General features: G+C 42.1%; 15 protein-coding genes. 3 read left to right on the top strand and 12 right to left on the bottom strand.

The genetic code is table 11. The annotated features are described in order from the left end of the window. The 7 genes from ACJVC5_RS07275 to ACJVC5_RS07245 are packed head-to-tail and all read right to left on the bottom strand — an operon-like array spanning position 1 to position 5,055. Complete coding sequence (locus ACJVC5_RS07275; protein ID WP_408098706.1) at positions 1–1,611, bottom strand: ABC transporter substrate-binding protein; 1,611 nt, start codon at positions 1,609–1,611, stop codon at positions 1–3. A 15-nt stretch (positions 1,612–1,626) separates the two neighbouring features. Next, a complete protein-coding gene (locus ACJVC5_RS07270; RefSeq protein WP_408098705.1) occupies positions 1,627–2,325 on the bottom strand; it encodes a hypothetical protein in 699 nt (232 codons plus the stop codon). Between the two features lie 42 nt (positions 2,326–2,367). Then, entirely contained in the window at positions 2,368–3,042 is a 675-nt protein-coding gene (locus ACJVC5_RS07265; protein ID WP_408098704.1) for a class I SAM-dependent methyltransferase, read from the bottom strand. Beyond that, positions 3,039–3,515 (bottom strand): hypothetical protein, encoded by a 477-nt coding sequence (locus ACJVC5_RS07260; protein WP_408098703.1) that lies wholly within the window; start codon positions 3,513–3,515, stop codon positions 3,039–3,041. Before ACJVC5_RS07260 ends, ACJVC5_RS07265 begins: the two co-directional genes overlap by 4 nt. Continuing rightward, positions 3,512–3,973 (bottom strand): hypothetical protein, encoded by a 462-nt coding sequence (locus tag ACJVC5_RS07255; protein ID WP_408098702.1) that lies wholly within the window; start codon positions 3,971–3,973, stop codon positions 3,512–3,514. The genes ACJVC5_RS07260 and ACJVC5_RS07255 overlap by 4 nt, the downstream gene beginning before the upstream one ends. A 17-nt stretch (positions 3,974–3,990) precedes the next feature. Beyond that, entirely contained in the window at positions 3,991–4,725 is a 735-nt protein-coding gene (locus ACJVC5_RS07250; RefSeq protein WP_408098701.1) for a matrixin family metalloprotease, read from the bottom strand. A 21-nt stretch (positions 4,726–4,746) separates the two neighbouring features. Beyond that, a complete protein-coding gene (locus tag ACJVC5_RS07245; RefSeq protein WP_408098700.1) occupies positions 4,747–5,055 on the bottom strand; it encodes a hypothetical protein in 309 nt (102 codons plus the stop codon). A 339-nt stretch (positions 5,056–5,394) separates the two neighbouring features. Here ACJVC5_RS07245 and ACJVC5_RS07240 point away from each other — a divergent pair, with 339 nt between their 5' ends. Continuing rightward, entirely contained in the window at positions 5,395–5,724 is a 330-nt protein-coding gene (locus tag ACJVC5_RS07240) for a hypothetical protein (protein WP_408098699.1), read from the top strand. A gap of 56 nt (positions 5,725–5,780) precedes the next feature. Here ACJVC5_RS07240 and groL read toward each other — a convergent pair whose 3' ends face one another. From groL to ACJVC5_RS07225, 3 genes are all read right to left on the bottom strand, one after another. Continuing rightward, positions 5,781–7,436, bottom strand: coding sequence for a chaperonin GroEL (gene groL, locus ACJVC5_RS07235; RefSeq protein ID WP_408098698.1), 1,656 nt, complete (start codon positions 7,434–7,436; stop codon positions 5,781–5,783). 31 nt (positions 7,437–7,467) lie between these two features. Next, positions 7,468–7,755, bottom strand: a complete 288-nt coding sequence (groES, locus tag ACJVC5_RS07230) for a co-chaperone GroES (RefSeq protein ID WP_408098697.1) — start codon at positions 7,753–7,755, stop codon at positions 7,468–7,470. A gap of 146 nt (positions 7,756–7,901) precedes the next feature. After that, the gene (locus ACJVC5_RS07225) at positions 7,902–8,372 is read right to left on the bottom strand and encodes a hypothetical protein (protein ID WP_408098696.1); all 471 of its coding nucleotides are present in this window, start codon (positions 8,370–8,372) and stop codon (positions 7,902–7,904) included. 222 nt (positions 8,373–8,594) lie between these two features. Between ACJVC5_RS07225 and ACJVC5_RS07220 the strand changes: the two genes are divergently transcribed. Then, a complete protein-coding gene (locus ACJVC5_RS07220) occupies positions 8,595–9,095 on the top strand; it encodes a hypothetical protein (protein WP_408098695.1) in 501 nt (166 codons plus the stop codon). 39 nt (positions 9,096–9,134) lie between these two features. Here ACJVC5_RS07220 and ACJVC5_RS07215 read toward each other — a convergent pair whose 3' ends face one another. After that, positions 9,135–10,922 (bottom strand): M48 family metallopeptidase, encoded by a 1,788-nt coding sequence (locus ACJVC5_RS07215; protein ID WP_408098694.1) that lies wholly within the window; start codon positions 10,920–10,922, stop codon positions 9,135–9,137. Positions 10,923–10,993: 71 nt separating this feature from the next. On the opposite strand from ACJVC5_RS07215, the gene ACJVC5_RS07210 reads away from it, so the two are divergent. Next, complete coding sequence (locus tag ACJVC5_RS07210; protein ID WP_408098693.1) at positions 10,994–11,320, top strand: rhodanese-like domain-containing protein; 327 nt, start codon at positions 10,994–10,996, stop codon at positions 11,318–11,320. On the opposite strand, the gene ACJVC5_RS07205 is transcribed toward ACJVC5_RS07210, so the two are convergent. Continuing rightward, a complete protein-coding gene (locus ACJVC5_RS07205) occupies positions 11,317–11,733 on the bottom strand; it encodes a hypothetical protein (protein WP_408098692.1) in 417 nt (138 codons plus the stop codon). The two genes, ACJVC5_RS07210 and ACJVC5_RS07205, sit on opposite strands and share 4 nt — an antisense overlap. Positions 11,734–11,738 lie beyond the last annotated feature (5 nt).

Here is an 11,738-nt window from a genome sequence, read left to right as displayed (position 1 = left end):
TTATTGTAGTTTCCAGTATTGTTGGCCAATGCCGTAAGTAAATGTGTCCTTTGGCTTCACTACGCGCTTGGTGTGTCCATAAAGCGTGTACTTACTGTTAAACCACCATACATAAGGGTAATCGGCAGAAATGAGCTCATGTACTTTACGAAGAAGTGGCAAACGCTGCTCTTTCTCGTACAGCTTACGTGCCTCATCAATCAGGCGATCAACTTCCTGATTTGAATACTGGATAAAGTTTGACCCAGCACCTTTACTAGAAGATGTGTGCCAAATTTGTTTTGGGTCCCAATCAACTCCACCACCGCCCCAAGCGAGACGAACGGCCTCGAAATTTTTCTCGTCCAGAAGTTTTACGAATGAGTTCCACTCAATATTTTTGATATTGATTTCAACACCGACTTTACTAGCGTCTTCTTTAAAGATGGTGAGATATTTTGCCATTTCCTGAGTTGGTTCTAAGATTGTGATAGAAAGCGGAGTCTTTTTACCGTTAATGACTTTATCTAAAAGTCCGTCCTTATCTGTGTCTTTCCAGCCTGCCTGTCTCAGAATTTTAAGGGCCTCGTTTGGATTAAACTCAACTGGCCTTACGTTTGGTGAAGCGTAATCCGATTGAACATAAATGGGGCCAGTAGCGTACTCAGAAAGATTGTATTCAAACTTGTCCAGCATCAGCGGACGGTTGAATAACATATAGAGGGCCTTTCTCACTTCACGGTCTTTCAAGATTGGGTGCTTAAAGTTCCAACCAATGAAGTTATAGCCTTTCGGGCTTTTGTTCTCAGTTTTAACTTTTACGATTTTCTCGTCCCAAATTTTTCCTACGGTCTTCTTCACAAAGCCTTCAGGGCGAAGAGCAAGGAAATCAATGTCCCCCTTCTTCAAAAGCTCAAGCGAAACGTTTTCTTCAGAAACAAAACGGAGAACGATTTTTGGAATCGTATGAGAGTTTTTTTCGGTCTCAACTTTTCTTCCCCACCAATCAGGGTTTTGAACCAGGATGATTTTCTGGCCTTTATCATATTTCGTGAACATGTAAGGACCTGACCCCACCACTTTGCGACCAAATTCTTTTTTGTTTTCCGGATTGCTGTAGAAGTGCTTTGGAAGAACTGTAATTCCGGCACACACATCAAAGTTTTGGAAGTAATCATCTTTCACGATGAAACGCACATTGTACTTATCTAAAACTTGAACTTCTTTTACTGCTTCATAAAAAGATCGAAGCTGAACGGCCTTAAAGTCTTCTGTGAAAATCACGTCGTAAGAATACTTTACGTCTTCAGCAGTGACTTCCTTTCCATCGTGGAACTTTACGCCTTCGCGCAGTTTAAAATCGAACGTTCTTTTGTCCTCAGAGATTTTCCATTCTGTCGCAAGGGCCGGCTTCCACTCATAAGTATCGAGATCACGGTCCAGTAGAGAATCAAACAAATAGGCATGCACAGCTTGAGTGTATCCATCTGACGCAGTCATCGGGTTTAACGTAGTTGGTTCACCACCGATATTGTAATAAATCGTACTGCCAGATTTTTTGCTCTTTCCCTGGCATCCGACCAGAGCAATAAGAGCAATAACTAAAAATGTGCGAAGGCCTTGGGCCACCATATAAACTCCTTAAAACTATTTCTTAATATAAAGTGCGGGATCAAGAGACCATCTATCCAACTTAAGATTGTGGTCCTCCACTCGATAGGCCTCGAGCTTAGTATCAATTTCATTCAGCCGGGCCTCAGCATTTTTGAATTCCGTAAATGAACGCGATTTATCCTCTTCTAGATTTGAAAGCTCTTTTTGCCATTCGATTTCTAATTTTTGACGAAGGACTTCATAGCGCTTGTTAACCGCATCGACCTTCTCGACGTAACCTGAAAGTTCTTTGTGATGACGATCTTTCTTGGCCTGCATGGCCAGTCGTTTTTTCAATAGAATCTCCACAAGCTCTTTGGCAATTTTTACGGTTTGGGCCAGATCAGGGCTTTGGAAGTGAAGATAAGAACCGGTAGTAAAATGGACCCTCACTACACATTGATCGTACTGAGAAATTTTTAGTAAGAGATAATCATTGGTTCTGCCTTCCACCAGGGCCATACAGCGTTGATCTGGATACGTCTCGTTCCAAAATTCAACACGATCCTTACGATTTAAAAACTTTATATTTTCAAAATCTGTTCTGATGCGAGCAAGACGTGCTTTGGAATTTAAGCGCGAAATCCTTCCCGTAAAATGATTTCCATTCTCGTCCTTAGTGGACTCATTCGATTGCGACCATACCAACATGGTATGACATAAAATCATGAGAATTATTGAGAGCTTGGCCATGATAAGATTATGCCATGGTCCAGTATTTTTGGGAGATGGGAATTACTCTTTTCTGAGAATAATACTTGAGCGAAATTCTTTCTCGTGGAGAGGCTCTTCGTATTTTAAAACACGCATTCCAGGGAACAAGCGGAGAAGCTCTTGCTCTTTCAAATAAACATCTTCTTCAAGAGGATCACGCTTCTTATGAGGACGCTCTTTTTCACGAACAGTGTGGGCCTCATAAATCAAAATCCCACCGGGCTTCAACCAGCCTTTGATCTTCTCCACCAATGAACGATCTACGTAATAGAAACATACAATCGCGTCAAAAGAGGCAGGTGGAATCTTATAATCTTTAAGTGAAGCAACAACACCTTTGATCTTCACGCCGAATTCTTGGGCAAGGAGATATGATTTTTTAACCGCCACGGAACTGATATCTACACCAGTGACCTTATAGCCTTTCTGCGCCAAAAATACGGCGTTTCTGCCCTCACCCATTCCCATATCAAGCACGGCGCCTTCATAAGGAATGAAGTGGTAGTTTTCGGCCAGGAATTGTGCGGGAGATTTACCGTAGACAAAAGTAGGACGACTGTATTTTTCATCCCATTGAGTCTTCGAGTCTTGCGATACCTTTACTCCGGTCAAATGTTGGAAACGACTGCCCGAAATAGGGTCACGTGCCCAGGAAATTTGAGAGATGAATAGGAATGCAAGAACTAGAGATTTCATGTTTCCTGAGAAGTATCATCATTGAATGAATCTGAAAAGTCCGGCTCTTGATCAATAAAGCGAACTTCAGTCTCTTGTTGGGCCTGCTCGCTTTCAATTCCGAGTTCTGCGTCCAGGAAAAGATTAAGAGTACTTAGAAGCTTTTCCATTCGGCGGATTTTACGATCAATATAATCTTCCACCGTATTTGGCATATCTTCTGTCTGGAACAAATACCAGCTCATTTCTTCAACCAAAGTATAAAATTGATCCAAAGTTGTAATGAGATCGGTGCTACAGTGAGAAAGATCCATAATCGAAGTTCCCTCATAACGATTCTTAAAAATCATTGGGAAGTGTTCGCGTGTTCTTCTCAGAGCAAAGATCTCTAAATATTCAGATTTTCTTTCTTTGATTCTTTTAAACAAATTGTTCGCATCTATCTTTAATAAAACTAAAATGCGTTGAGTGGCCTCAGTGTTCTTACTCTTCATACAACTGCACCTAATCCGGCACGTTTACCACCGGGCCATCTTGAGCTCTGCTCTGATTTTAAATCATGATAACGAGCAATCTTAGCAGATAAAAGACGGGCATCCAGAGGATATTTCATGAAGTAATAGTTCTTACCCAAAGCATATTGTCTGATATCGTTTAGCTTGGTGAAGCTTGAAAGATGCATGAATGTGAGACGCTTTGACTTGAGGACATATTTTAATAGTCCTCTCACCTTTTCGTTGTACATCTTCATTTCACGTGAATCAACAACTGAAGCAATGACAATGATTTGAGTTTGATCAGTGGCCGAGACCAGAGTTTGAAGTTGGTCAATGCGAACAGGGACCAATATAAAGCCCAAATCTTTCAATGCGCGATCAAACACATAAAAAGTTTTGGGCAGATTTTCTTCAAGAGTTAGATAAAAAATAAAGGGTGTTTCTTTTCTTTCCATGTCCTCCTTTTCGGAGTTTAGAAAAGAGACTTAAACCACTTGATGATTTTCCTGACAAAACCGATCAAGAGTCCCATGCCGAGAGAAACCATCGCATTCCCACCTGTGGCCGTAGTCGCGGGGCCAACAGTTCCGCAACTAAGAGGTGAGGCCGATGCTTTTTCTTCGGAGTAGGCCAGCGGTGATACGTAACGGGTAATTTGTCGGTGCTCAATTTGAGAGTGAGCGTCCCCCATCCCCATGATGTCATCATTTTGAAGACCGTTATAAGGACTTTGAAGCGTCGGCGCCATGACCGCCATCATATCACCTGAATGATCCAGGCCCATGGTATGACCCAATTCATGGGTAATGGTTGTTTGTAAATTTTGAGTATCAAAGTTGAGAGGATGATTTCCATTAATCACAATCTCAGTTTTGGCAAAATATGGTCCGTTGGTATAACGAATCGCCACTGCTAGAACAGAAAGGGCGTCCATTCTTGTTTCACTCGCAAAATTCTCAGACCAACGAATGATGTTATTCGTTCCTGATGACGTCAGGTCCCACAGTGAAAGACCACTTTTATTCTCCCATTCTCTAATGGCCCTGGAAGCAAGATCTTGGATCATGGCCTTTCTCGATGGGTTCGAATCCACCACCGTAATATTGATAGGCAACGAGGCCCAGTAAAAACCATTAATAAAATCCTGAGTGAGGTTGTAACCCCAGGCCGGTGAAGAAAGAGTTAGTACAAGAAGCCATTTCCACATAATTTTTCGTCCTGAAAAATGTTAAATTTCTTCGATCCAACAAAGCTTCCCGCTTCTCAGTTGCACGCGGTAGTCCTTCTCCACGCTCACTTTAAACGGTCCATTCTGAAGGACCTCTAAAAGCACTTGCTCGCTCACCTCACCCTTAAGGGTTCGCTGATTCTCAAACACCACCGTATTGGCATCAAAGAATCCACTGGCGCCCACAGGCTCGATGATTTCTTTTACTCTCCCTTCAAACTGAATCGGACAATCCACGTTTCCTGCCGTGACTGTCGACCAAGCTGAAAAAGAGACCATCATACAAATGAACGTTAAAACGAGTTTCATGCCTGACTCCCTGGCACTTATGGGTTTTTTGCTGGCTTCCTGCCGGCAAGTTCTTGACCCTTATGATTGCATGGAAGATGCCAATGGGTGTGAGGGCCAAGTTCTCTTTTTTACTATCAGGACTTCTTCGGTCAGGGACAAAAGGGAACTATTGGAAATTCGAAGGTAAGAAAGGATACCGGTGCGCGCCGGCCCCATGTCACTCTTACAGGGAGAGAGGCAGAGTTTGCCCTGATAAGGACTTGGTCATGCCATCAGTTCCATTACATAAGGCCGAGTAAATCATTCAAAATGATCAACTTCTCCCTTAAAGTCTCCAAAAACACCCAAGGAGAAAGAATGAAACTACTTATTACTTTTTTATTTCTGATGTCCTCTGCCCTTTCAATGGCCGCGGTAGAAACCGGTGTCATCCTTAAGTGCGATGAAATTGGCAAAAAGTTTTATGCCATTGTTACCAAGGATGGCAAACAGACCATTGGAATGGAAGATGAGGAAGGACTTAGAAGAATTGGTGGGGAACTCGCGATCGCAGGCAATGGAAGGATTGATGTTATTTATATCCATCAGGACTTTGGAAAGCTCATGCTGATGAGAGGAAGAGGCGGACACTGGCTAGGGAATCTTAATATGCGCAGGACGATCGACTGTTTTCAAGTTTACGAATAAAAAAAGGGCACCTTTGGTGCCCTTTCTTTTTTATGCATTTCTAAGTGAGGCGATGATTACATCATTCCTCCCATACCACCCATGCCACCCATTCCGCCCATACCAGGAGCGCCATGACCATGATCGTCCTTCTTAGGAAGGTCAGCGATCATTGTTTCAGTTGTAAGCATAAGACCTGCAACTGAAGCAGCATTTTGAAGAGCAGAACGAGTTACTTTAGTTGGATCAATGATACCAGCTTTAACTAGGTCTTCGAATTTATCGTCACGAGCGTTGTAACCGAAGGCCGCGTTCTTAGATTCAACAATCTTGTTAACAACAACGGCACCGTCAACACCAGCGTTGAAAGCGATTTGACGAAGAGGTTCTTCGATTGCACGACGGATGATTTTAACACCAGCAGTTTGCTCTTCGTTAGCACCTTTAAGGCCCTCAAGAGAAGCAGCAGCGTGAAGAAGAGCAGCACCACCACCAACGATGATACCTTCTTCAACAGCAGCGCGAGTAGCATTTAGAGCGTCTTCTACGCGATCTTTCTTCTCTTTCATTTCAGCTTCAGTTGGAGCACCAACGCGGATAACAGCAACACCGCCAGCAAGCTTAGCTAGACGCTCTTGAAGTTTTTCTTTGTCGTAGTCAGAAGTTGTTTCAGCGATTTGAGCGCGGATAGCAGCTACGCGTGCATCAACTTCTTTCTTATTACCAGCACCGTCAACGATCACAGTGTTTTCTTTGTCGATTGTGATTTTCTTACAAGAACCAAGGTCTTTAAGAGTTGCTGTCTCAAGAGACATACCAAGCTCTTCAGAAATCACTTGACCACCAGTAAGGATCGCGATGTCTTTAAGCATTTCTTTACGACGGTCACCGAAGCCAGGAGCTTTAACAGCTGCTACGTTAAGAGTACCGCGAAGTTTGTTAACAACTAGAGTTGTAAGAGCTTCACCTTCAACATCTTCAGAAATGATCACAAGACCTTTACCAGATTGAACAACCTTCTCAAGAGTAGGAAGTAGTTCTTTCATTGAAGAGATTTTCTTATCAGTGATTAGAATGTATGGATTCTCGTAAGAAGCTTCCATTCTTTCAGGATTAGTTACGAAGTATGGAGAAACGTAACCACGGTCAAATTGCATACCTTCAACAACATCAAGTGCTGTTTCAGCAGTTTTTGATTCTTCGATTGTGATTACACCTTCTTTACCAACTTTAGTCATTGCTTCAGAAAGAAGTTTGCCGATTTCAGCGTCGTTGTTAGCAGAGATTGTACCAACGTTCGCGATTTCTTCAGCAGTGTCGATTTTTTTCGACATAGACTTAAGTTTCTCGATTACTTTAGCAGTAGCTAGATCGATACCACGCTTAAGGTCCATTGGATTGTGACCAGCGGCCACAAGTTTAACACCTTCACGGTAAACAGCTTGAGCAAGAACTGTAGCAGTTGTTGTACCGTCACCAGCATCTTCGTTTGTTTTTTGAGCTACTTCTTTAACAAGTTGAGCGCCCATATTTTCGAAAGCATTTTCTAGCTCGATTTCTTTAGCAACAGAAACACCATCTTTAGTGATTGATGGAGCACCAAAGGCTTTTTGGATAACAACGTTACGGCCTTTAGGACCTAGAGTAACTTTTACTGCATTTGCTAGGGCGTTCACACCAGCAAGGATTGAGTTACGAGCTGATTCAGAATATTTAAGTTCTTTAGCTGACATATATTTTCTCCCTTAGAGATTTAAAATTTAATTACTGAAGAATTCCTAGGATTTCGTCTTCTTTCATGATCAGGTAATTCTCGCCACCAACTTTTACTTCAGTGCCTGAGTATTTACCGAAAAGAACTTTATCGCCTTTCTTCACATCAAGGGCCTTCACTGAACCATCTTGTAGACGGTAACCAGTTCCAACAGCCACAACTTCACCTTGAGCTGGCTTCTCTTTATGAGTGTCAGGAATAATGATCCCGCCAACTGTTTTTGTTTCTTCTTCAAGTCTCTTGATAAGAACGCGGTCTTGAAGTGGTTTAACTGTCATACATCCTCCATACGATTAAATTTTTGCTACGCAAAATTTCTTTTAAAAAAATTGATCAGATTTTGCACTCGAGAAGATGAGTCTGCCAAGAAAAGTGTCAAGGTTGAGGGATAAAAAATTTTTCGGTCGAATGACTCAGTAGGCTGCTATTTCATTTTTTTATCAAGACTTAGGTGACCTATTAAAACCGCAATGACCACCCCTTCAACCCGGGTAAATTGGCCCGAATTCAGGTTTTCATAGGAACTTAGGGCATCTTCTAACTCGTGAAAAGAAACGTGTTTAAATCGAAATAACTTCCGGTTAATCCACATCTCGCCTTTTTTAAACTCCGATGTGGAAAAGAGGATCTTATGGCCATCCTGATCCAACTCCCATACCCCAGGAGAACTTTCTCTAAACTCGGGTCTAACGGATCCTACTTTCTTCAAGAGAGTCACTGCATCCGCAAACTCTGAATCATAGAGTGAGCCTTTCAACTTTTTTAAAACCGAAACCGGCCCTTCTGATTTGAGGCGTTCTAAAACAACGCGAAGTTCATTTTCATAATTGAGTTCTGCTGCATTTGGAGCGGAGATGAACTGTAAGCTAATGAGGAAGATAAGAAATGCTTTCATTTGGTCCTCCCTGATCATCCTGATCTACTACTTGATATCGGCAATCTCCTTAAAATTCCTCGAATACCTGATTGATGACAATGATTAAAACATCGCTTTAAACAGCAAATTTTGCCTCGCGGAACCTTAAAAATTAGGCACTTAGAATCTTCAAGTTCCTTCAAGGACAGCCGAAAAGCTATTCACGATATAATTAAACCAGGCATTCTCAAGGAACGGATAATGCTCAATGTACTGACTCGAAAACTTTGTCCTCTGATGACCTTGGCCATCGCCACCGTCGGATGTGGAAAGAAGATCAGCGATTCTGATACCCAGCCTTCTCATCAAACCCAAAATCAGGAATTGCCGTCGGCCTATGTCGTTAAACTCGATGGTTCAATTGGTTCATCTAAGATGTATCAAATGCCGCGAAACGGACAGTTCGAAATTCCTGAACGTCTGAAGGTTCGTCGTGGGGCGACTGCAGGCAAGACAGTGGAAATTGTCTTCGACGCCAATCCCTATGACATGGAAGATTTTCAGTTCAAATGTACTTATACAACTCTTTCAAACAGTGAAATGCAGCTTAATCATTGTGTAGATTACGATGGCGATGATTTCGGTGATGTGACCGGACATCTCTTCTCTCTCTACAAAGATGATTACATTCAAATCCGCTTTGCGGGTGCTTCAGCACCAGACCTTTTAGTCGAAGCGGTATTCAACATGAGCTGGCGATAAGTCAGCTCAATCGTTTTTTTTAAAATCAAATTTTTTAAATTATTTGTTCTCTGAGGCCGGTAAACGATTACCCTTATACAGACGTGTCACGTCTTCTTTGTAATCACGATTAAGATTTTCAAACTGCTGAGCATTCACTAGATAACGATAGCCTTCTGTAAAATCCATTTGGGCCGATTTTCGAAGGATCAAAAAATATTCATCTTCAGTGAGTTCATCTTGATAACGAGGATAATAACGTTGCAATAACTCAAAATCTTTTATCTGAGAAATGTAGACCAACGTCTTGCCTTTATCCGCTCCATGCTGAAGAAAGTGATCAATCAAACGTGGATCACGTTTCTTAATTACATAGGCCATAAGACTTGGGCCCACCAGTTGCGGACGAGAATTAATCATCGAAATCAATTTTTTCTTTTTAAGAATGGCATCTGCTGAAGAGTGCTGGATAAAGGCCACGGCCTCCATTCCAGATTTAATGTGCATCATTCCCCATACCATCATCATGACAAACGAAGTGGCCAATGGAACAGACACTTTCCATTCTAAAAGATGACCGAAAAATTTTCTTACCTTCTGAGCTGGAGAAACGTAGTAGTTAAACGGCAGGCCACGGGTCACTTTATGCTCTACCGAACGAAAGCGACTCTCCAAATCCGGATGAGTAGAAAAATATTTAGCAAGCCAGGCCCCAAGAGCACTCTTCTCTTTTGGCTTTCTTGCTTTTAGATATTCCGGCAACTCTTCCGGGGTCGTTAACTTCTGAAGGGCCGATTTAAGCGCCTCAAAGCTAGCGCCCAATTCAATCACCGCGTAAGCATCGGCCTCATATTCATGAGAACGAATGGTATCAAAAAGTAGGTAATAGTTAAAAAGCATCCACCCAATAAACACAGAGAAACAAGTAAAAGAAACGGCGCCAGTATGGATGTGAAGATCTTCCCCTAAATAGAGGGCGGAAAGACCGATAATCGCAAACGTCAAAAATAATGTTCCAAAAACGATGAAGATAAAATTTTTAAGAAGATCAATCACTCTTTTGTGAATGTGACGATTGGCCACGTGGGCCAGTTCATGAGCAATGACTGCATCAAACTCTTCGAGCGTTAATGTGTTACGAAGATTTCTACCAATGAACATGGTCTGGTTTGAAAACGAGAGGATTTTCAGACCCACGACGAAGGCATTTTTAATGTCCGTCTCGATCCAACGAATACGCATCTGGGGCACTTGAATCTGAGTCAGACGTTTATTAATCAGATCAAGATATTCCGGCTCTGTGATCTCTCGATTAGGAATCAACCGAAGCATGATCACGACTGAGCAAACAATTGTGAGAACAGATACGAAGATAATATTGAAGAGCAGTCCGATAAACCAAAGATTGCCCCACTCCTCATATACCCCGTCCTGGAATGTCCAATTGATCAGGGAATAGATAAGCATCGGCAAAAGAACGATCGCAAAGTTAACTCGCAATTCTTTCACGAGATGACTTTTAAATGAACTCCACAAAGTGAGTCCTGTGTTCTTTTCTACATAACGAATAAAAAACTGATAAATGAAAATGCCAGTAATGATAAGGGTGATATAAACTGCACCCAACCCCAGAAACCCAACTGACATGGCCCGCTCAGAAATCAAATGGGCCACAATCAATGAAAAGAAACTTTCAAAAATAAAAATATAGAAATGGTGACTCAGAATCATTTCACGATGGGCAGTGCCCTTCGCCTCAATCAGCGAAGTATAAAAGACAGAGCGCTCCCTCAGGAACTTCTTCCAGTTATAAGCAATGGCAAGGATTAGAAACAAAGCGTACAGCATCGCTTGACTCTCCATTAAACTTATCGGAATTTGAGAGATGAATATTAGGCCAATGATAAAGGAGACTATTTATGTCAAATACACTAATGACACTCAAAGAATTCCACGATAGCCACTTGAAATTAGGAAAAAATGACGTGATTTTGGACGTAAGAAATCCGGGAGAATACCACGAGGCCCACATTGCCAATGCGATTAATATTCCGGTGACAGAAGTCGGTCAACACGTGGACGAGTTAAAAAAATACGATCACGTGTACATTCACTGTAAGCGTGGTGGACGTGCTAAAACCGCCTTCGATATTCTAAGCGGCGCTGGCCTTAATAATTTAGTGTGTGTTCACGATGCCGGAATGGATATGTGGATTGAATCTGGCTACAAGGTAGAGAGAGGCTAATAAAAGCACGCCTCTTCGTGGCTCACGACTTGAACCAGGTCTGCAACATTACCAAGACCAAGATTGCCAAGACTTGCCTTCACTCGTACTGGAAATTTAAGAGTCGTGAGTCCAGTACAATTATATCCTAACTGCCCTTCCTGAATGAGACTTTGAGCATAAGTGATAAGAAGGGCATTTAAACGACTGGCCGGCATGTCCTCTTCGAATTTTTTAAGACAAGACTCACGGCACTCTCTCTGATTTTTCTTTGAATAAGTGCTGTATTCTTCCAACTGATAAGTCCGGAAATTGTTCGGCCTCATCTGGTAAGAACCCGTGGTAGGAGAATACACTCGCACCTCACAGTCACAGCCAATAGCAAAGACCTGCATCGAAAAAAAAGTCAGGAAAAGTATCGAAATGAGCTTCATACCGA

It is taken from the genome of Peredibacter sp. HCB2-198, assembly GCF_045999315.1.
Lineage (GTDB): Bacteria > Bdellovibrionota > Bacteriovoracia > Bacteriovoracales > Bacteriovoracaceae > Peredibacter.
This window is presented reverse-complemented; position numbering and strand designations above follow the sequence as displayed.

Excerpts from the sequence above, each read along its gene's own strand:
- ACJVC5_RS07275 (WP_408098706.1), bottom strand. The coding sequence starts at position 1,611 with ATGGTGGCCCAAGGCCTTCGCACATTTTTAGTTATTGCTCTTATTGCT.
- ACJVC5_RS07215 (WP_408098694.1), bottom strand. The coding sequence starts at position 10,922 with ATGCTGTACGCTTTGTTTCTAATCCTTGCCATTGCTTATAACTGGAAG.
- ACJVC5_RS07205 (WP_408098692.1), bottom strand. The coding sequence starts at position 11,733 with ATGAAGCTCATTTCGATACTTTTCCTGACTTTTTTTTCGATGCAGGTC.
- ACJVC5_RS07245 (WP_408098700.1), bottom strand. The coding sequence starts at position 5,055 with ATGAAACTCGTTTTAACGTTCATTTGTATGATGGTCTCTTTTTCAGCT.
- ACJVC5_RS07240 (WP_408098699.1), top strand. The coding sequence starts at position 5,395 with ATGAAACTACTTATTACTTTTTTATTTCTGATGTCCTCTGCCCTTTCA.
- groES (WP_408098697.1), bottom strand. The coding sequence starts at position 7,755 with ATGACAGTTAAACCACTTCAAGACCGCGTTCTTATCAAGAGACTTGAA.
- ACJVC5_RS07220 (WP_408098695.1), top strand. The coding sequence starts at position 8,595 with ATGCTCAATGTACTGACTCGAAAACTTTGTCCTCTGATGACCTTGGCC.
- ACJVC5_RS07260 (WP_408098703.1), bottom strand. The coding sequence starts at position 3,515 with ATGAAGAGTAAGAACACTGAGGCCACTCAACGCATTTTAGTTTTATTA.
- ACJVC5_RS07270 (WP_408098705.1), bottom strand. The coding sequence starts at position 2,325 with ATGGCCAAGCTCTCAATAATTCTCATGATTTTATGTCATACCATGTTG.
- ACJVC5_RS07225 (WP_408098696.1), bottom strand. The coding sequence starts at position 8,372 with ATGAAAGCATTTCTTATCTTCCTCATTAGCTTACAGTTCATCTCCGCT.
- ACJVC5_RS07250 (WP_408098701.1), bottom strand. The coding sequence starts at position 4,725 with ATGTGGAAATGGCTTCTTGTACTAACTCTTTCTTCACCGGCCTGGGGT.
- ACJVC5_RS07255 (WP_408098702.1), bottom strand. The coding sequence starts at position 3,973 with ATGGAAAGAAAAGAAACACCCTTTATTTTTTATCTAACTCTTGAAGAA.
- ACJVC5_RS07210 (WP_408098693.1), top strand. The coding sequence starts at position 10,994 with ATGTCAAATACACTAATGACACTCAAAGAATTCCACGATAGCCACTTG.
- ACJVC5_RS07265 (WP_408098704.1), bottom strand. The coding sequence starts at position 3,042 with ATGAAATCTCTAGTTCTTGCATTCCTATTCATCTCTCAAATTTCCTGG.
- groL (WP_408098698.1), bottom strand. The coding sequence starts at position 7,436 with ATGTCAGCTAAAGAACTTAAATATTCTGAATCAGCTCGTAACTCAATC.